The 18,091-nt window shown below is 61.8% G+C and carries 18 protein-coding genes; 13 read left to right on the forward strand and 5 right to left on the reverse strand.

What is annotated here, in order from left to right; all coding sequences use genetic code 11:
• The first annotated feature begins 119 nt into the window (after window positions 1-119).
• The 4 genes from BLW80_RS14035 to argC all read left to right on the forward strand — a co-directional run bounded on the left by BLW80_RS14035 (window position 120) and on the right by argC (window position 4,219).
• On the forward strand, window positions 120-1,109 hold the full coding sequence (locus tag BLW80_RS14035) for an MBL fold metallo-hydrolase (RefSeq protein WP_093758437.1): 990 nt from the start codon (window positions 120-122) through the stop codon (window positions 1,107-1,109).
• Between the two features lie 146 nt (window positions 1,110-1,255).
• Window positions 1,256-2,245: an MBL fold metallo-hydrolase gene (locus tag BLW80_RS14040; protein ID WP_093758438.1), complete on the forward strand. Its 990-nt coding sequence runs from the start codon at window positions 1,256-1,258 to the stop codon at window positions 2,243-2,245.
• Window positions 2,246-2,477: 232 nt separating this feature from the next.
• Window positions 2,478-3,164 carry an FMN-binding negative transcriptional regulator gene (locus tag BLW80_RS14045; RefSeq protein ID WP_089264163.1) on the forward strand — a complete coding sequence of 229 codons (687 nt, stop codon included), beginning with the start codon at window positions 2,478-2,480 and terminating at the stop codon, window positions 3,162-3,164.
• Window positions 3,161-4,219, forward strand: coding sequence for an N-acetyl-gamma-glutamyl-phosphate reductase (argC, locus tag BLW80_RS14050; RefSeq protein ID WP_093758439.1), 1,059 nt, complete (start codon window positions 3,161-3,163; stop codon window positions 4,217-4,219). The genes BLW80_RS14045 and argC overlap by 4 nt, the downstream gene beginning before the upstream one ends.
• A gap of 103 nt (window positions 4,220-4,322) precedes the next feature.
• On the opposite strand, the gene BLW80_RS14055 is transcribed toward argC, so the two are convergent.
• The gene (locus tag BLW80_RS14055) at window positions 4,323-4,787 is read right to left on the reverse strand and encodes a carboxymuconolactone decarboxylase family protein (protein ID WP_093758440.1); all 465 of its coding nucleotides are present in this window, start codon (window positions 4,785-4,787) and stop codon (window positions 4,323-4,325) included.
• 197 nt (window positions 4,788-4,984) lie between these two features.
• Entirely contained in the window at window positions 4,985-6,019 is a 1,035-nt protein-coding gene (locus BLW80_RS14060) for a glutamine synthetase beta-grasp domain-containing protein (protein WP_089264165.1), read from the reverse strand.
• 502 nt (window positions 6,020-6,521) lie between these two features.
• Between BLW80_RS14060 and BLW80_RS14065 the strand changes: the two genes are divergently transcribed.
• A complete protein-coding gene (locus BLW80_RS14065) occupies window positions 6,522-6,722 on the forward strand; it encodes a DUF2735 domain-containing protein (protein WP_093758441.1) in 201 nt (66 codons plus the stop codon).
• 113 nt (window positions 6,723-6,835) lie between these two features.
• Here BLW80_RS14065 and BLW80_RS14070 read toward each other — a convergent pair whose 3' ends face one another.
• The 3 genes from BLW80_RS14070 to BLW80_RS14080 all read right to left on the reverse strand — a co-directional run bounded on the left by BLW80_RS14070 (window position 6,836) and on the right by BLW80_RS14080 (window position 10,093).
• The gene (locus BLW80_RS14070) at window positions 6,836-7,777 is read right to left on the reverse strand and encodes a glutaminase (RefSeq protein ID WP_093758442.1); all 942 of its coding nucleotides are present in this window, start codon (window positions 7,775-7,777) and stop codon (window positions 6,836-6,838) included.
• A 27-nt stretch (window positions 7,778-7,804) separates the two neighbouring features.
• Complete coding sequence (locus BLW80_RS14075) at window positions 7,805-8,206, reverse strand: MAPEG family protein (RefSeq protein WP_089264168.1); 402 nt, start codon at window positions 8,204-8,206, stop codon at window positions 7,805-7,807.
• 147 nt (window positions 8,207-8,353) lie between these two features.
• Complete coding sequence (locus tag BLW80_RS14080; protein ID WP_283805452.1) at window positions 8,354-10,093, reverse strand: PHA/PHB synthase family protein; 1,740 nt, start codon at window positions 10,091-10,093, stop codon at window positions 8,354-8,356.
• A 351-nt stretch (window positions 10,094-10,444) separates the two neighbouring features.
• Between BLW80_RS14080 and BLW80_RS14085 the strand changes: the two genes are divergently transcribed.
• The 8 genes from BLW80_RS14085 to BLW80_RS14120 all read left to right on the forward strand — a co-directional run bounded on the left by BLW80_RS14085 (window position 10,445) and on the right by BLW80_RS14120 (window position 18,087).
• On the forward strand, window positions 10,445-10,759 hold the full coding sequence (locus BLW80_RS14085; protein WP_502688602.1) for a hypothetical protein: 315 nt from the start codon (window positions 10,445-10,447) through the stop codon (window positions 10,757-10,759).
• A 93-nt stretch (window positions 10,760-10,852) separates the two neighbouring features.
• Window positions 10,853-12,073 carry an LL-diaminopimelate aminotransferase gene (locus tag BLW80_RS14090; RefSeq protein ID WP_093758443.1) on the forward strand — a complete coding sequence of 407 codons (1,221 nt, stop codon included), beginning with the start codon at window positions 10,853-10,855 and terminating at the stop codon, window positions 12,071-12,073.
• A gap of 77 nt (window positions 12,074-12,150) precedes the next feature.
• Window positions 12,151-13,473, forward strand: a complete 1,323-nt coding sequence (locus BLW80_RS14095) for a homoserine dehydrogenase (protein ID WP_093758444.1) — start codon at window positions 12,151-12,153, stop codon at window positions 13,471-13,473.
• Between the two features lie 57 nt (window positions 13,474-13,530).
• On the forward strand, window positions 13,531-14,529 hold the full coding sequence (gene glpX, locus BLW80_RS14100; RefSeq protein ID WP_068736567.1) for a class II fructose-bisphosphatase: 999 nt from the start codon (window positions 13,531-13,533) through the stop codon (window positions 14,527-14,529).
• Window positions 14,530-14,539: 10 nt separating this feature from the next.
• Complete coding sequence (locus BLW80_RS14105) at window positions 14,540-14,992, forward strand: GNAT family N-acetyltransferase (RefSeq protein ID WP_093758445.1); 453 nt, start codon at window positions 14,540-14,542, stop codon at window positions 14,990-14,992.
• A gap of 79 nt (window positions 14,993-15,071) precedes the next feature.
• A complete protein-coding gene (locus BLW80_RS14110; RefSeq protein WP_093758446.1) occupies window positions 15,072-15,791 on the forward strand; it encodes a haloacid dehalogenase type II in 720 nt (239 codons plus the stop codon).
• Window positions 15,792-15,839: 48 nt separating this feature from the next.
• Window positions 15,840-17,678 carry a single-stranded-DNA-specific exonuclease RecJ gene (gene recJ / locus BLW80_RS14115; protein WP_093758447.1) on the forward strand — a complete coding sequence of 613 codons (1,839 nt, stop codon included), beginning with the start codon at window positions 15,840-15,842 and terminating at the stop codon, window positions 17,676-17,678.
• 4 nt (window positions 17,679-17,682) lie between these two features.
• The gene (locus tag BLW80_RS14120; protein WP_093758448.1) at window positions 17,683-18,087 is read left to right on the forward strand and encodes a hypothetical protein; all 405 of its coding nucleotides are present in this window, start codon (window positions 17,683-17,685) and stop codon (window positions 18,085-18,087) included.
• The last annotated feature ends 4 nt before the right edge of the window (window positions 18,088-18,091 follow it).

Genomic DNA, 18,091 nt, shown 5'->3' on the forward strand with positions numbered 1-18,091 from the left:
TGTTCAACGGGCTGACATGTCGCGGTGTCTGAATGCCGCGATATCTCGCAGAAGTCATCGAACGCTGGTAGATAGTTCCGCCAGTCCCCGCCTGTCACTGCTTCACCCCGGAGAACATCATGGACTTGTCACGCCGCCACGCCCTTGCCGGAGCCGCCGCGCTCGCCGCATCTCCATTGCTCACCGCAGGCTCTGCCAAGGCGTCTGCTCCACCTGCCGACAAGCAGGCGCCGAGCTTCTATCGCTACAAGGTCGGCGATGCGCAGGTGAATGCAATCTCCGACGGCGCAAGCACTTTTCCGCTGGCCGACACCTTCGTGCTCAACGCCAAGAAGGATGAGGTCAACGCCGCGCTCGACAAGGCCTTCCTGCCGAAGGACAAGATGACCATCCACTTTGCGCCGCTGGTCATCAACACTGGCGGCAAGCTGGTGGTGATCGATACGGGCAACGGCCCCGGAGCCCTCGCGGCCACCAAAGGCAATGTCGGCCAGTTCGCCAACAACATGGCCGCCGCCGGCATCGACGCCAAGAACGTCGATATGGTCGTGATCTCGCATTTCCACGGCGATCACGTGAACGGGCTTCTTGCCGCCGACGGCACGCCGGCTTTTCCGAATGCCGAAGTGCTCGTCCCGGCCGCCGAGTGGAAGTACTGGAACGACGACGGCGAGATGGCCAAGGCCGCCAATGACCGCATGAAGGGTCTGTTCGCCAGCAACCGCAAGCTCTTCAACGATGGGCTGAAGAAGAAGGTCACGCCCTATGAATGGGGCAAGGACGTCGCGCCAGGCCTGCTCGCCGTGGAGTCGGTCGGCCATACGCCGGGCCACACGTCGTTCGTGCTGTCGTCCGGCAGCGACAAGCTGTTCATTCAGTCCGACGTCACCAACCATCCGTCGCTGTTCGTCACCAATCCCGGCTGGCACCTGATGTTCGACCAGGACCCGGCACAGGCGGAAACGACGCGCCGCAAGGTCTATGACATGCTGGTGGCCGAGAAGATGCGGGTGCAGGGCTTCCACTATCCATTCCCGGCCAACGGTTTCGTCGAGAAGGATGGCAGTGGTTATCGGCTGGTGCCGGCCCCATGGAGCCCGGTGATCTAAACGAAGCCTGGCAAATTTCCCGGCCTGCGCTGCAGTGCAGGCCGGCTGGCCTCGTAAACACCCATCGCCTCCGTCGGTGCGTCGTGCCAGTCTCTGCGCCGGAGTCGCGCCAACAGCGACCATGCAGAGCAAGGGGAGAAGACTTCATGGATCTGTCACGACGACACGCACTGGCGGGTGCCGCCGCGCTCGCAGCGACGCCACTGCTTTCATCGGCTCTGGCAAAGGCATCCGCACCGCCGGCCGATAAGCAGGCGCCGAGTTTCTATCGCTACAAGGTCGGCGATATCCAGGTGAACGCCATTTCCGATGGTGCGGCGACGTTTCCGCTGGCCGATACCTATATTTCCAACGCCAAACGCGATGATATCAATGCCGTGCTCGCCAGGGCATTTCTGCCGAAAGATCAGATCACCAACTTCTATGCGCCACTGGTGATCAACACCGGTGGCAAGCTGGTGGTGATCGACACCGGCAACGGGCCGGGCGCCTATGCCAGTAGCAAGGGCAATGTCGGTCAGTTCATTACCAACATGACGGCGGCAGGGATCGATCCAAAGATGATCGACATGGTCGTGATCTCGCACTTCCATGGCGATCATGTGAACGGCCTGCTGACGGCGGACGGCGTGCTGGCGTTTCCCAATGCCGAAGTGCTGGTGCCGGCAGTAGAGTGGAAGTTCTGGATGGACGACGGCGAGATGAGCCGTGCCACCGGCGATCGCATGACCGGTCTGTTCAAGAACAATCGGCGGGTGTTCGAGGCCGGCTTGAAGAAGAAGGTTACGCCCTATGAATGGGGCAAGGACGTCGCGCCCGGGCTGCTGGCTGTCGCCTCGATCGGGCACACGCCGGGCCACACGTCCTATGTGCTGTCGTCCGGATCGGACAAGGTCTTCATCCAGTCGGACGTCACCAACCTTCCGGCGCTATTCGCCGCCAATCCCGGCTGGCACGTGAATTTCGACCAGGATCCGGTGCAGGCCGAAGCCACCCGCCGCAAGGTCTATGACATGCTGGTCGCCGACAGGATGCGGGTGCAAGGCTTCCACTATCCGTTCCCGGCCAACGGTTTCGTCGAGAAGGATGGCAACGGCTACCGCGTCGTGCCGGCGCCGTGGAGCCCAGTTCTCTGAGGTCTGCGCTCTGGTGATCTTGACGGATCGCGGGTGCGGCCCTATGACCGCGCCCATGATCAACCTTGCGACCAGCATCATCGCCCGCCGCCGCCGCATTCTCGCGGCAGGTGGAGATATGCGCGCATAAGCGTTTCGATCTCTCACTGCCGCCGGATATGGTCCGCGGCAGTCTTTCTCCCAAACAGCAGCGCGACCCATCCGGCGGCCTTCACTCAGGAAGGAGCCCGTCATGTATACGCCGCCCAAATTTCAGACCGACCGGACCGACGCACTTGCGTTTGCGGACGCGCGCGGCTTCGGCACGGTCTGCGCCTTCGATGGCAGGAAGCCGATCGCCTCCGCGGTGCCTTTCTGCCTCGACTACGGCAATGACGGCACGCCGCGTCTGGCCTTTCACCTTGCGCGACAAAATCCGCTGCTCAAGCTTGCAGACGGCGTGACGCCATGGGCCATGGCCATCCTGGGCGCTGATGCCTATGTGTCGGCCGACTGGTACGTATCGCCCGATCAGGTGCCGACCTGGCTCTATCAGGCGGTCCATCTCACCGGACCGGTGCGCATCCTGTCGGGTGGTGAACTGGGCCCGCATCTTGACGCGCTGAGCGCAAGGTTCGAAACACGGCTGGCGCCGAAGAAGCCCTGGACCTCCGATAAGATGGCGGCGGGGCGGCTTGAGGCGATGAAGAAGGCGATCGTCGGTGTGGTGATGACAGTGGACGAGGTGGAGGGTAGCTCCAAGCTCAACCAGCACAAGTCAGATGCCGATCATCTGGCGGTCATGAGCGCACTGGCGCTGCGGCCGGAGCCTGCCGCGTTCGAGATTTCAAATGCGATGCGCAAATTGCGGCCGCATTTGTTTGCGGAAGAGACGACACAATTGACTGCTATGGCTGAGGCCGAAGGATTTATGGGATGAGCACGAAGAAGAAAATCGGCATTCTCGGTGCGTCCGGTTACACCGGAGCCGAACTGGTGCGGCTGCTGCTGCGCCATCCCAAGGTCGAGCTCGTGCTGCTGACGGCCGACCGGCGCGCCGGGCAGGCGATGGGCGATGTGTTCCCGCAATTCGCACCCTATGAACTGCCGACGCTCGTAAGCATCGACTCTGTCGACTGGACGACCATTGGCCTCGATCTGGTGTTCTGCGCGCTGCCGCATGCGACCACGCAGAAGGTGCTGCAGGATTTGCTGGCAAAGGCGCCGGAGACGAAGGTGGTGGATCTGTCGGCCGACTTCCGGCTCGAGGACGCAGCCGCCTATGCGAAGTGGTATGGCCACGAACATCATGCGCTGGAGCTGCAGAAGGAAGCCGTCTACGGCCTCGTCGAGCTCTATCGGCGCGACATCAAGAAGGCGCGGCTGATTGCCAATCCCGGCTGCTACACCTCGTGCGCGATCCTGCCTTTGGTGCCGCTCTTGAAGGCGCGCGCCATCGAGACCGACGAGATCGTCATCGATGCCAAGTCCGGCATGACGGGTGCAGGGCGTTCGGCCAAGGAAGAGATGCTGTTCTCCGAAGTGTCCGAAGGCTTCAACGCCTATGGCGTCGGCCATCACCGGCACATGGCGGAGCTCGATCAGGAGTTCTCCAAGGCTGCCGGCAAGGAGGTTATTGTCAGCTTCACGCCACATCTCTTGCCGCAGAACCGCGGCATTCTCTCGACCATCTATGTGCGGGGCCGGCGCGGCAAGACGGCGCAGGATCTCCACGAGGTGCTGGTTAAACAGTATGAGAAGGAGCCGTTCGTTCACATCCTGCCATTCGGCAAGACGCCGCATTCGCGGCATGTGCGCGGCTCCAACATGACCTTCATCGGCGTTGCCGCTGACCGTATCCCGGGCCGCGCCATCATCGTCTCGACGCTCGACAACCTCACTAAAGGCGCATCGGGGCAGGCGGTGCAGAACATGAATCTGGTGCTTGGTTTCGTCGAGACGCTCGGCATCGATCAGCCGGCGATGTTCCCGTAGAGCGCGCGCATACACCTTGGCCCGCATTACAGGCCGGGCGACGACAGCGAGAGACAACAGAAAAGGCCCGAATTTGCGTTCGGGCCTTTTTTCTATGCTCTTGTCACTTCGCCGATCCTGGCTTTTGTGCGCGCTCCTTGAACAGCTCACTCAGTGTCTGCGCCGCCTCAATGGCGCGCGGGAAACCGGCATGGACCGTCGTCAGATAGACGATCTCCTTCAGCTCTTCCTCTTTCACGCCAGCGTTGAGCGCGTAGCCCGCATGGATCTTCATGAACGGCCGATGTCCCAGCGCCGCGAAAGCGGCGACGGCTGCCAGCTGTCGCGTGCGCGCGTCGAGAACCGGCCGTGCCCAGACGTCGCCGAGTGCGTAACCCGTAATAGCATCGGCGAGAAAGGGAAACTCGGCGCGCAGGCCTTCGAGGGTCGGCTGGCTGCTGCCGGCATTGAGCGATCGAACAACCTCGTCGCCGCGTCGCAGGCGTTCTTCCGTCGTCTCCGCGCAAAGACTTGCTGCAGATGCCAGCATGCAGAATGCCGCAACGAAAGCGGTCGTTCGATATGACATGATCGCTTCTCCCTGTTTTCCTCGCCGCGCGAATGTTGCGACAGCGGACAAGCATTGGGGCATGTGGCGCGCTCGGCGTTAGACCGATCCTGCCGATCTCTTGTCCAATCCTCTAAGGCGGCGAAAGGACGCAGGGGCGAAACAAAACGGCCCGAACTTGCGTTCGGGCCGTTCATATTTGATCTGAAGTCAGACGCTTACGCGGCAGCCGACTTGGCGGTTGGGACTTCCGAGATGGTCTTCAGGATCTGCGAAGCGATCTGGTAGGGGTCGCCCTGGGAGTTCGGACGACGGTCTTCCAGATAGCCCTTGTACTCGTTCTTGACGAAGGAGTGCGGGACGCGGATCGAGGCGCCGCGGTCCGCGATGCCATAGCTGAACTTGTTCCACGGAGCGGTCTCGTGCTTGCCGGTCAGACGCTTGTCGTTGTCCGGGCCGTAGACGTTGATGTGGTCCATCAGGTTCTTGTCGAACTGGGCCATCAAAGCTTCGAAGTAAGCCTTGCCGCCGACCGTACGCATGTATTCGGTCGAGAAGTTGGCGTGCATGCCCGAGCCGTTCCAGTCGGTATCGCCGAGCGGCTTGCAGTGGAATTCAATGTCGATGCCATACTTTTCCGTCAGACGGAGCAGCAGGTAGCGCGCGATCCACATTTCGTCAGCGGCCTTCTTGGAGCCCTTGCCGAAGATCTGGAATTCCCACTGGCCCTTCGCCACTTCGGCGTTGATGCCTTCGTGGTTGATGCCGGCTTCGAGGCAGAGGTCGAGATGTTCTTCGACGATCTCGCGGGCAATTGAGCCGACGTTCTTGAAGCCGACGCCGGTGTAGTAGGGGCCCTGCGGCGCGGGATAGCCATCCTCGGGGAAACCGAGCGGACGGCCATTCTCGTAGAAGAAGTATTCCTGTTCGAAACCGAACCAGGCGCCGGCATCGTCGAGAATGGTGGCGCGCTTGTTGGTCGAGTGCGGGGTGACGCCGTCCGGCATCATGACTTCGCACATCACCAGGGCGCCGTTCTCACGGGCCGCATCCGGATAGATCGCAACCGGCTTCAGCACGCAATCGGAGCTGTGGCCTTCGGCCTGCATGGTCGACGAACCGTCGAAGCCCCACAGCGGGAGCTGTTCGAGGGTCGGGAAATCTTCGAATTCCTTGATCTGCGTCTTGCCACGCAGGTTCGGAACCGGCGTGTAACCGTCGAGCCAAATATACTCGAGCTTATACTTTGTCATGCGGGTCTCTCATGAGTTGGCGATGCGTAGGGCGTGAGCCCTGAGCTTGCCGGCGGGCGGACGCAAAATCCGCCCCCAGCGGCGCTGCATATAAAGCACGTAGTATGCCAACTTGTCGCGGTGCAACGCTTTTGTGACGAAAAGTGCGGCGCGTCCCCAGTGAGGCTGTCATTCGCTGTCTGGAGAGCGCATCGGAGGCCGGGAATCGGTCCGGATTCGTGGATTTTTCAGAGGAATTCGGCCGCGCGCGAAAATACCGGCTGCCCAATTCCCTTGCAGGCTATTTTTGACCGGAACTTTTCTGCCTTTCAGACGCTCAAATGAGAGGTCAGGCGCTGCGTAGGCGGCTTCAAAACCTGCGCGCCCAAAGCGCACGTCCATCGAGTGCGCATATTGTAGCCATTTGGATGCTTCTTACGAGGCAGTCGGCACAAAAGAAGGGCGCCTCTGTTACAATGATGATCCGAAAGGAAAAAACAGATCAGAGGAAGGAAGAGAAGCGATGCCGACGTCTCAAACGCATCACCCCCATACCGCTAAAATCTACCAATTCCCGGTTGGTGGCCGTGGATCGGTCGGCCCGCGGGGACGGCTCAGCAAGCCGTTGGACCTGCGTGCCTCGACCGTGAAAACCGTGGCCGACTATGACAGCTGGTACCACGAGGCTGCCATCCAGGAAGCCAACCGGACCTACGAACATTGACGGTGCTTGGCCGGACGCAAGGTTCACTGCCCCGGGCGCGGTTTATCGACGACGATCAAGGGCTGAAACAGCGATGTTTCAGCCCTTTTTCATGACCGGAAACCGGGTTGGCGTCAGACGCCGAAGATCGACCAGCCGAGCCGCTTCGTGAGCGCTTCGAGCGCAATGCGGCCGAGATGCGAATTGCCGTGCTTGTCGAGGCCTGGGGCCCAGACAGCGATCGACGCCTTGCCGGGCGCCACCGCGACGATGCCGCCGCCGACGCCGCTCTTGCCGGGCAGGCCGACCCGATAGGCGAATTCACCCGAGCCGTCATAATGACCGCACATCAGCATCAGCGCATTGATGCGGCGCGCGCGCTCCGAGGAGACGACCGAGAGGCCGGTCGAGGGATTGCGGCCGGAGTAAGCGAGATAGCGCGTGGCCATTGCCAGTTGGCGGCACGACATCGCGATGGCGCAGTGATGAAAATAGACGCCGAGCGTGAAGTCGACGGGGTTTTCGACCACGCCAAACGACTTCATGTAATTGGCGAGCGCGGTGTTGCGAAAGCCGGTGCGTTTCTCGGACGCGGCGACGGTTTCATCGATCACGATGGAGCTGTCGCCAGACAGAAACTGCATGAAACGCAGGATTTCGCCGATCGCCTCGCGCGGCTGATGGCCGGACAGGATGACATCGGTCACGGCGATGGCGCCGGCATTGATGAAGGGGTTGCGCGGCACGCCGCGCTCGCGTTCGAGCTGGACGATGGAGTTGAACGGATTGCCCGAGGGCTCGCGGCCGACATGTTTCCAGAGCCGGTCGCCGACCATGCCGAGCGCCAGCGTCAGCGTGAAGACTTTCGAGATGCTCTGGATCGAGAACGGCACATCGGCGTCGCCGCCGGCCGCAATCTGGCCATCGGCATCGATAACCACAAGGCCGAACTGGTTGGGATCGACACCCGCCAGTTCCGGAATATAGCTCGCGACGTCCCCGCGATCCGTTCGCTGCGCCATCTCGTCGGCAATTTCCTTGACGACGAGAGGGAGACTTGGGGCAGCGTGGTTCATTGCAGATCAATCTGGCGAGAAGAAGTGTTAGTACGGAATCCGCAGGATCGCGATGGCGAGCACCGCCTGGGCGATGAAGCCGACCACGAAGGCCAACGTGCGGAAAATCGGCAGGCCGAGCGTGTAGACGATCAGATGCACCACGCGCGACCAAAAATAGACCGCGCAGGCCAGAACGGTGGTCGGGGTCGAGACATCGGCGGCATTCAGGATCAGCACCAGCGGCGCGAAGATGATGAGATTCTCGACGGCGTTGTCATGGGCGAACATCATCCGGTTAGCCCATTCAGCCTGCGGCCTGTCGGTTCGCGTCGGATTGGCCATGACGCCGGTGACACCGCGGACCATGATGCGGTTCAGCATATAAGGCACCCAGAGTAGGCCGGTGAGAATCACGGTCAGCGTCAGCCAGAACAATTCGCGCGTCATCCGGGTATCCTTTCAGTCGAAATTCCCGCGGAAAACGCGGAGATGGTCATGCAAAACACACGCGCCGCAAGCGGATGCGACGCGTCCTAGCTGAAATCATAGACGTTTGCTGTGACGACGCCAAGCAAGCGCGGAGGAGGCGGGCCGTTACGCCCGCACCCGCACATAACTGCCCGGGGCGTCTTCCAGTGCGGGGAATGCGTCGGTGCCGACATGGCGGGCAGGAACTTCCTCACCATCGATGCCGGAGAGCCACTCCCGCCAGTTCGGCCACCACGAGCCAGCATGTTCCTGCGCGGTCTTCATCCAGTCGACAAGATCGGTGGCGTGGGCGTTGTCGTTGGTCCAGTACTGGTACTTGCCGGAGGCTGGCGGATTGACCACGCCGGCGATATGGCCGGAGCCGGACAACACGTATTTCACCGGGCCGCCGAAGAATTGCGAGCCGTACAGCACCGATTGCGCCGGCGCGATGTGGTCCTCGCGGGTGGCGAGATTGTAGACAGGCACCTTGACCTTGGAGAGATCAAGTCGGGTGTTGTCGAGGATCATGTTGCCGGTCGAGAGCTTGTTCTCGAGATAGCAGTTGCGCAGATAGAACGAGTGGTTTGCCGCCGGCATCCGCGTCGCATCTGAATTCCAGTGCAGCAGATCGAAGGCCGAAGGCGGCTTGCCCTTGAGGTAGTTGTTGACCACGTAGGACCAGATCAGGTCGTTGGAGCGCAGCATGTTGAAGGCCATGGCCATCTTGCTGCCTTCCAGCACGCCTGCCGCCTGCATGTCCTTTTCCAGCGCCGAGATCTGATCCTCGTCGACGAACACCATGAGGTCGCCGGCATGGGTGAAGTCGACTTGCGCGGCCAGGAATGTTGCCGATGCCACGCGGACGCGGCGCTTCTCGGCGAGCCAAGCCAGAGTCGAGGCGAGCAGGGTGCCGCCGACGCAGTAGCCGATGGTGTGGACGGTCATCTCGCCGGTGACCTGCTCAATGACGTCCATCGCGGTCAGCGGGCCTTCCTTCATGTAGTCGTCGAAGGTCTTGGCGCCGAGGCGCTTGTCGGGGTTGACCCAGGAGATCACGAACACCGAGACGCCCTGATCGACGGCCCACTTGATGAAGGATTTCTCGGGCTTGAGATCGAGGATGTAGAACTTGTTGATCCAGGGCGGCACGATCAGGAGCGGCGTGCGCAGCACGTTCTCGGTTGCCGGCTGATACTGGATCAGCTGCATCACCTCGTTCTGGAAAATCACCTTGCCCGGCGTCGTCGCCATGTTGACGCCGACTTCGAGGTTTTTCGGATCGGACTGGCGAATGCGCAGCGAGCCTTTGCCGGCCTCGATATCCTCGGCAAGCATGGTCATGCCGCGCATCAGGTTGCTGCCGTTCGACATCACGGTCTCGCGCAGTACTTCCGGATTGGTCAGCACGAAATTCGATGGCGCCATCGCATTGGTGATCTGCTGAACGTAGAATTCCGCCTTCTTGCGGGTATGCGCATCCAGACCTTCGGCATTCTTGACGAGATCGTGCGCCCATTGCGTGGTCAGCAGATAAGCCTGCATGACGAAATCGAAGAACTGGTTCGATTTCCACTCGGGATCGCTGAAGCGCTTGTCGCGCGGCGGTGCCTCGATAGCGGGCAAGCCGGCTTCGCCGACCATCCGGCGCATCGCCGAGCCCCAGAGGTCGAGATAGGCCTTGCCGAGCTTCATCTGCAGTTCGGCGGCGCGCTTGTCGTCGGACAGCCAGTAATTGGCGACGATGCTGAAGGTCTTGATCAGCTCCGTCAGCTCGTTCGGCGGCTTGTCGACGGTCTCGCCACTTTGGCGCGGTTGCAAATAGGCGGCCAAGGCCTTGCCGCCATTCTCCATCGCCTTGGCCATGTTGAGCGCAAAAGCTTCGGGATTGAACGGTTTGGCGGACGCGTCGCCCGAGATTTTGTCGTTAGCAGCTTTGGCGTCGGCGGCAACTTCGGTCATGGCGCAACAACAGCTTCATTCCAGTCGGGCAACGGTACGTCACCACGCAAATCGATGATGGCACAGTTCGCGGATTGCCGCAGGATTCGATGTGCTGCACCGCGTCATGTATTCGGCTTTGGGTCTTGCTTCCGTCATATTGAAGATCCAAGCCTTTAGCGTCTTCTCCCGGCATTAATCGTTTGTGACCAGATTGGTTGAATGGTGCGCTGCGATAGGGATGAAATCGATTCTAATGCGATGTAGGGTTGTGGCGTGACGCGTAGAGGCACATTCAGGGCAATTGGTGGTCGCAGCGGGCGGGCGGCGACAGCGGCCGCCTTGCTGGGGCTTGGCTTGCCTCTGGGCGGCTGCGCCTCGACCATCGCCGACATGCCCATGGTGGGGACGCCGGCGGGCGCTCCGGCGCGTCCGGCCGAGGTGGGCACCTATCTGCCGGTTCATGATCTGCCGACCACCCGCGAAGGCACCGCCATGGCGCCGGCGGATCAGGCCAAGATGCAGGCCGAACTGACTGCCGCCCGCGACCGCCAGGCCGTCGTGCTGCCGGCCAAACCGGCGGCCAAATAGTCAAAACTGCCCGTCGTGACTGGTGTCACCGGGCTTCCGTGATAAAAAGAAGCGATTCAACCGCATGATGAAGCGGTTCTGGAGCCCGATCCCATGGAAGAATTCTACCGCATCCGCCGATTGCCGCCCTATGTGTTCGAACAGGTCAACCGGGCCAAGGCCGCCGCGCGAAACGCTGGCGCCGATATCATCGACCTCGGCATGGGCAATCCGGATCTTGCGACCCCGCCGCATGTGATCGAGAAGCTCAAGGAGACCCTGGGCAAGCCGCGCACCGACCGCTATTCGGCCTCGAAGGGCATCACCGGCCTGCGCAAGGCCCAGGCCGGCTATTACGAGCGCCGCTTTGGCGTGAAGCTCAATCCGGACACCCAGGTGGTGGCGACGCTGGGCTCCAAGGAAGGCTTCGCCAACGTCGCCCAGGCGATCACCGCGCCCGGCGACGTCGTGCTGTGCCCGAATCCGAGCTACCCGATCCATGCCTTCGGCTTCTTGATGGCCGGCGGCGTGATCCGCTCGGTGCCCTCCGAGCCGACGCCGGATTTCTTCGCGGCTGTCGAGCGCGCCATCATCCATTCGATCCCGAAGCCGATCGCGCTGATCGTCTGCTATCCGTCGAACCCGACGGCGCAGGTGGCGACGCTCGATTTCTACAAGGACCTCGTCGCCTTCGCGAAGAAGCACGAAATCTACATCCTCTCCGATCTCGCTTATGCGGAGGTCTATTTCGACGACAAGAACCCGCCGCCCTCGGTGCTGCAGGTGCCGGGCGCGATGGACGTCACCGTCGAATTTACCTCGATGTCGAAGACATTCTCCATGGCCGGCTGGCGTATGGGCTTTGCGGTCGGCAACGAGCGCATCATTGCCGCGCTGACGCGGGTGAAATCCTATCTGGACTACGGCGCGTTCACGCCCGTGCAGGTCGCGGCGACTGCCGCGCTGAACGGCCCGGACGACTGCATTCGCGAGATGCGTGACGTCTATCGCAAGCGTCGCGATGCAATGGTGGAGTCTTTCGGCCGTGCCGGCTGGGACATTCCGCCGCCCTCGGCGTCGATGTTCGCCTGGGCGCCGCTGCCGGAGAAATTCCGCGAAGTCGGCAGCATGCAGTTTGCAACGCTTCTCGTTGAAAAGTCCGGCGTGGTGGTATCTCCCGGTGTCGCCTTCGGCGAGCATGGCGAAGGCTATGTCCGCATCGCGATGGTCGAGAATGAACAGCGCATTCGCCAGGCTGCCCGCGGCATTCGCCGCTTCCTTGAAAGCGGTCTCGAAACGTTGCACAACGTGGTTCCTCTCGCCAACCGGCGATAGGCGTGATCCCCGAAAACCGGCAACCGGTTTTCGGACCGGTCATCGCTCAACAAGAATTCCGACAGGTCTGAAGCTTAATGGTCGCACCCCTCAAAGTGGGTATCGCGGGACTCGGCACCGTTGGTGCCGAAGTTGTCCGTCTCATCGAACAGCAGAACTCGATTTTGGCCGCTCGCTGCGGTCGTGGCGTCAAGGTGGTTGCTGTCACCGCGCGCTCCAAGACTAAGAAGCGCAGCGTTGATCTGCGCGGCATCGACTGGATGAAGGATCCGATCGCGGTTGCGCAGCATCCCGATGTCGAGTGCTTCGTCGAATTGATGGGCGGCGTTGGCGATCCCGCGCTGTCGTCGATCGAGGCGGCGCTGCGCGCCGGCAAGTCGGTCGTGACCGCGAACAAGGCACTGATCGCCAAGCATGGCCTGAAGCTAGCCGCATCGGCTGAGAAGCACGGCGGCGCGCTGAACTACGAGGCCGCCGTCGCTGGCGCCATTCCGATCGTCAAGACCATCCGCGAAGGTCTCGTCGGCACCGATATCAATCGCGTCTACGGTATTCTCAACGGCACCTGCAACTACATCCTGTCCCGGATGGAGCTGGAGGGCCTGTCCTTCGAGGAATGCCTTAAAGACGCGCAGCGGCTTGGCTACGCCGAGGCCGAGCCGTCCTTCGACGTCGATGGCCACGACACCGCGCAGAAGCTGGCCATTCTCGCCAGCCTCGCATTCGGGACCAAGGTCGCGCAGAGCGCTGTTTCGGTCGAGGGCATTTCGTCCATCGCCGCTGAAGATCTGCGCGCTGCTGCAGAGCTCGGCTATCGCGTGAAGCTGCTGGGCGTTGCCATGCGCACCGCGACTGGCATCGAACAGCGCGTGCATCCAACCATGGTGCCGCTGTCGTCCTCCATCGCGCAGGTCATGGGCGTCACTAACGCCGTCACGGTTGATGGCGCAGGCATTGCGCCGATTACACTGGTCGGTCCCGGCGCTGGCGGCGCCGCGACGGCGTCTGCGGTTCTTGCCGATATCGCCGATGTCGCACGCAATGTGCGCGCGTTGCCGTTTGGTCGGCCGGTTGAGAAGCTCAAGACCACCACCAAGGCGCCGATGGAACGCCATGAAGGTGGTTATTACATCCGCCTGATGGCGCGTGATCTTGCCGGCACGGCCGCACGCATCGCAACGCGTCTGGCCGAGCAGAAGATCTCGCTGGAGTCGATCGTGCAGCGCCATCCGAATGGCGGCATCGAGCCGGTTGGCAAGAGCACGAAATCGTCACCAGTGCCTGTTATCCTGATCACCTACGCCACCACCGAGGACGCGATGCGTCGCGCCCTGCAGGCGGTGCAGAGCGACAAGGTGATATCAGGCAAGCCGCAGGTTATTCGCATCGAGAAGAACTAAATCCACGCGTTGAGAGTTGTACGGGGACATTCGTCCCACCGTAGAAGGAGCCCGCCAATGTCGACCCATATTACCGTCCCGCCGCAGCAACTGCTCGAGCGCATTCTGACGCTGGAGATCGTTCGCGTGACCGAGCGCGCGGCAGTGTCGGCTGCGCGGCTGCGTGGTCATGGGCAGGAGAAGGCGGCGGATCAGGCAGCGGTTGATGCGATGCGCCGCGAGCTCAACAAGATGCCGATCGATGGCACCATCGTGATCGGCGAGGGCGAGCGCGACGAAGCGCCGATGCTCTATATCGGCGAAAAGGTCGGCATCAATGCCGGCCCGAAGGTCGACATTGCCGTCGACCCGCTGGAAGGCACGACACTGTGCGCCAAGGACATGCCGGGCTCGATCGCCACCATGGCGATGGCCGACGGCGGCACGCTGCTGCACGCGCCCGACGTCTATATGGACAAGATTGCGATTGGTCCGGGCTACGCCAAGAACGTGATCGACATCGACGCATCGCCGGAAGAGAACATCAAGCGCCTCGCCAAGGCCAAGGGCGTGCCGGTGTCGGCGATCACCGCCCTCGTGCTTGAGCGGCCGCGGCACGAAGCATTGATTGCAGCGATCCGCTCGACTGGGGCGGCGTTGCGTCTCATTCCGGACGGTGACGTCGCCGGCGTCATCCACACCACCGATCCCGCCAAATCTGGCATCGACATCTATCTTGGCATTGGCGGCGCACCGGAAGGCGTGCTGGCAGCTGCAGCACTGCGCTGCATCGGCGGCCAGATGCAGACCCGATTGATCCTCGATACCGACGAGAAGCGCGAGCGTGCGCTGAAGATGGGTGTCACCGATCCGAAGATGATCTATGGCATCGAGGACATGGCGAAGGGCGACTGCTTGTTTGCCGCCACCGGTGTCACCGACGGCGCATTGCTGTCGGGCGTCAAGTTCCGCGGCGACGTCATCGAGACCGAGACCATCGTGATGCGTTCAGTGACTGGCACCGTGCGCATCATCAAGGGCGAGCACCGCCAGCTCGAAAAATTCCACCTGGATTGAGTTCGGTCACATGGCGAAGGCGAATGTTGACATCCACCCGGTCGACCCCGACGAGCGGGCTGCCTGGGAGCCGCTGTGGCAGGGCTATCTGACGTTCTACAAGGCGACGCTGCCACAGGCCGCGACCGATACGGCGTGGAAGCGTTTCCACGACGCCAATGAGCAGATGTTCCTGCTCGGCGCCTATGTGGACGGCAAGCTCACCGGCATCGTGCAGTTCCTGTATCACCGCTCATCCTGGACGCCCGGCAATTACTGCTATCTGCAGGATCTGTTCGTTGACAGCAATGCGCGTGGGCTCGGCGTCGGCCGCGCTTTGATCGAAGCGGTTTATGCAAAGGCCAAGGCTGATGGCTGCAGCCGCGTGCATTGGCTGACACAGAACGAGAATGCGCAGGCCAGAATTCTCTACGATCAGGTCGCGGACAATTCCGGATTTATGCAATACCGGAAGATACTCTAATTAAAGGCAATCCGAGCGCGCCAACATGCGCTCCGATTATTCGAATTAAAAACCAAGAAAACAAAACGGGGATGAGACCATGAGCGAGACCGATAACGTCAAGGCTCTGGTGTTCGACGTGTTCGGCACCGTGGTTGACTGGCGTTCCAGCCTGATTGCTGACTGTACCGCGTTCGGCAAAGCGCGCGGCATCACCGCAGACTGGACTGCGCTCGTCGATGCCTGGCGGCAGGCCTATATGCCGTCGATGGATGTGGTGCGCGATCATCCCGAACGCGGTTTCGTCAAGCTTGATACGCTGCATCGGCAGTCACTCGATGTGCTGGTCGCCAAGTTCGGCATCAACGGGCTCTCGGACAACGATCTGCATCACATGACACTCGGCTGGCACCGGCTGTATCCGTGGACGGATTCGGTCAGCGGTCTGACGCGCTTGAAGACCAAATACGTCATCAGCCCGTTGTCGAACGGCAATGTCGCGCTGCTGACCAACATGGCGAAATTCGCCGGCCTGCCATGGGACCTGATCATGAGCGCGGAACTGTTCGAACACTATAAGCCAGATCCGCAGGCCTATCTCGGCGCGGCCGCACTGCTCAATCTGAAGCCTGCGGACGTCATGATGGTCGCCGCCCATAACAGCGATCTCGATGCCGCACACAAACTCGGCCTCAAGACCGCCTTCGTGCCGCGGGTCACTGAATACGGCCCGCACCAGAACCGCGATTTCAAGGCCGAGGGCCCGTGGGACGTGGTGGCCGACGACTTCAACGATCTGGCGAAGCGGATGGGCTGCTGACCGGCTTGGGATTTGCCGAAAGCGGCTGCGCGGCCTATTGCTGATGCCATGACGCCACCGACCATCATTCCCGTCGAATCCCAGCAGGCCTTTCTCGGCGTTACCGAATCCGCCACCGGGCGGATCTGGCGCGACCGGGTGGATCAGCGCGGGGCGGCGCGGGCGCTGGCCATGGTGCAGCGTTTCCAATTGCCGGAAATGCTGGCGCGGGTCATCGCCGGCCGCAATATCGAGCTCGACGCGGTCGAAGACTTTCTCGATCCCACCATCCGCAAGCTGATGCCGGATCCCTTCACTATTACGCAGATGGAAGCGGCAGCGAAGCGTATCGCGGATGCCGCGCAGCGCCGGGAGAAAGTGGCGATCTTCGGCGACTACGACGTCGACGGTGCGACATCGTCGGCGCTGCTGGCCTGGCACCTGCGCCATTGCGGGCTCGACCCGCAGATCCACATTCCCGATCGCATCTTCGAGGGCTACGGCCCCAATGTGGATGCCATCAAGACGCTGGCGGGCAAGGGCGCCACGCTGCTCGTCACCGTGGATTGCGGCACGACCAGTTTTGAGCCGCTGGCCGAGGCCAAGAAGCTCGGCATGTCTGTGGTTGTCATCGATCACCATCAGACCGGCGAGGAATTGCCTGAAGTCGATGCCGTCGTGAATCCCAATCGGCTCGACGATATTTCCGGTCTCGGTCATCTCGCTGCCGTGGGCCTCGTGCTGATCACGCTGGTCGCGGTCAATCGCGAATTGCGCAAGCGCGGCTTCTGGACCGCGGAGATGCCGGAGCCGGATCTTCTGGGCATGCTGCATCATGTGGCCTTGGGCACCGTGGCCGACGTAGCGCCGCTGATCGGCCTGAACCGCGCCTTCGTCGCCAAGGGTCTCATCGCATTGCGCCGCCGCGATCACATCGGGCACACCGCACTGATGGATGTGGCGCGTTTGAACGGCCCGCCGGAAGCATGGCATCTCGGCTTCATGCTGGGACCGCGTATTAATGCCGGCGGCCGTATCGGGCGCGCCGATTTGGGCGTGCGGCTGCTGCTCGAAGGCGATATTTCCGAGGCTGCGAAGATCGCTGCCGAACTCGATCGGCTGAACATCGAACGCCGCGTGATCGAGCAGGCCGCGGAAGCGCAGGCCGAAGCGGAGGCGCTGGCGTCACTGGGGCTCGAAGACAAAGGCTCCGTAGTCGTGACCGCGTCTGAAGGCTGGCATCCCGGCGTCGTCGGTCTGGTCGCCTCGCGGCTCAAGGAGAAATTTGCGCGTCCGGCTTTTGCCATCGCGCTGGAGCCTGGCGGAATTGGCACGGGGTCTGGCCGCTCGATCTCCGGCGTCGATCTCGGCAAAGCCGTGCGGCAAGCTGTTGCCGATGGGCTTCTGATGAAAGGTGGCGGCCACGCCATGGCCGCGGGCATCACGCTACGCAAGGAACGGCTCGGCGAATTCCGCGCCTATATCGAAAGCGCGCTGGCTGCGGATGTCGGCAAGTCCCGCAACGAGAAAGAACTCTTCATCGATGGCGCTATCACTGCGCGCGGTGTGACGACGGATCTCGTGAATACGCTCAATCGCGCCGGGCCGTTCGGGCAGGCCAATCCCGAGCCGGTGATTGCGCTGCCGGCGCATCAGCTCGTCTATGTCGATGAAGTCGGGCAGGCGCATCTGCGGCTGCGCTTCAAGGCGTCGGACGGCGCCATCGTCAACGGCATCGCGTTTCGTTCAGTGGGGCAGAAGCTCGGCAACGCGTTGCAGGAGTTGCGTGGTCAGCCTGTCCATGTGGCGGGCTCGCTGACCGTCGATCGCTGGCAAGGTGCCGAGCGCGTGCAGATGCGCGTGATCGACGTGGCGGCGCCGGATCCCGGGCCGAAGATGATCAGGTAGCGTGATGTCGGAAGAAGCGCCGTCTTATGTGGGACCTCATGAAGGACGCGAATTCGATCTGATGATCGCCGGGCAGAAGCATCTCAGCATGTTTGTGTTCGAAGGCAGTGAAAAATACACGGACTATCCCGACCCTCGCTTCGATGAGTTCGTGGCGAATGGGCGCTTCGTCAAAGCCGAGAAGATTGAGAAGTATACGCTTTCAAACGGCAGAGAACTTTCCACGCGTTACGTACTCTATGCCGACGCCCAAGAGGCATGGCGCATTCCGGCGATGCTCATGGTGCAGAGCCTCTATCTCACCTTGCTGCCGGGGCGGCGCCCGGATCTGGAACGCGTGATTGGCGAATTGCTCGGATACGATCGGGCTGATGTCGAGCAGTTCATTACATGGCTTCGCCAGCCGTAACGTG

The organism is Tardiphaga sp. OK245, from assembly GCF_900108575.1.
GTDB classification, from domain to species: domain Bacteria; phylum Pseudomonadota; class Alphaproteobacteria; order Rhizobiales; family Xanthobacteraceae; genus Tardiphaga; species Tardiphaga robiniae.

What these genes read in the sequence shown, in the direction of transcription:
- BLW80_RS14075 (WP_089264168.1), bottom strand. Translation starts at nt 8,206, where the DNA reads ATGACGCGCGAATTGTTCTGGCTGACGCTGACCGTGATTCTCACCGGC.
- recJ (WP_093758447.1), top strand. Translation starts at nt 15,840, where the DNA reads ATGACGCCACCGACCATCATTCCCGTCGAATCCCAGCAGGCCTTTCTC.
- BLW80_RS14060 (WP_089264165.1), bottom strand. Translation starts at nt 6,019, where the DNA reads ATGACAAAGTATAAGCTCGAGTATATTTGGCTCGACGGTTACACGCCG.
- glpX (WP_068736567.1), top strand. Translation starts at nt 13,531, where the DNA reads ATGTCGACCCATATTACCGTCCCGCCGCAGCAACTGCTCGAGCGCATT.
- BLW80_RS14080 (WP_283805452.1), bottom strand. Translation starts at nt 10,093, where the DNA reads ATGGCCAAGGCGATGGAGAATGGCGGCAAGGCCTTGGCCGCCTATTTG.
- BLW80_RS14105 (WP_093758445.1), top strand. Translation starts at nt 14,540, where the DNA reads ATGGCGAAGGCGAATGTTGACATCCACCCGGTCGACCCCGACGAGCGG.
- BLW80_RS14090 (WP_093758443.1), top strand. Translation starts at nt 10,853, where the DNA reads ATGGAAGAATTCTACCGCATCCGCCGATTGCCGCCCTATGTGTTCGAA.
- BLW80_RS14040 (WP_093758438.1), top strand. Translation starts at nt 1,256, where the DNA reads ATGGATCTGTCACGACGACACGCACTGGCGGGTGCCGCCGCGCTCGCA.
- BLW80_RS14070 (WP_093758442.1), bottom strand. Translation starts at nt 7,777, where the DNA reads ATGAACCACGCTGCCCCAAGTCTCCCTCTCGTCGTCAAGGAAATTGCC.
- BLW80_RS14120 (WP_093758448.1), top strand. Translation starts at nt 17,683, where the DNA reads ATGTCGGAAGAAGCGCCGTCTTATGTGGGACCTCATGAAGGACGCGAA.
- BLW80_RS14110 (WP_093758446.1), top strand. Translation starts at nt 15,072, where the DNA reads ATGAGCGAGACCGATAACGTCAAGGCTCTGGTGTTCGACGTGTTCGGC.
- BLW80_RS14065 (WP_093758441.1), top strand. Translation starts at nt 6,522, where the DNA reads ATGCCGACGTCTCAAACGCATCACCCCCATACCGCTAAAATCTACCAA.
- argC (WP_093758439.1), top strand. Translation starts at nt 3,161, where the DNA reads ATGAGCACGAAGAAGAAAATCGGCATTCTCGGTGCGTCCGGTTACACC.
- BLW80_RS14035 (WP_093758437.1), top strand. Translation starts at nt 120, where the DNA reads ATGGACTTGTCACGCCGCCACGCCCTTGCCGGAGCCGCCGCGCTCGCC.
- BLW80_RS14055 (WP_093758440.1), bottom strand. Translation starts at nt 4,787, where the DNA reads ATGTCATATCGAACGACCGCTTTCGTTGCGGCATTCTGCATGCTGGCA.
- BLW80_RS14095 (WP_093758444.1), top strand. Translation starts at nt 12,151, where the DNA reads ATGGTCGCACCCCTCAAAGTGGGTATCGCGGGACTCGGCACCGTTGGT.
- BLW80_RS14045 (WP_089264163.1), top strand. Translation starts at nt 2,478, where the DNA reads ATGTATACGCCGCCCAAATTTCAGACCGACCGGACCGACGCACTTGCG.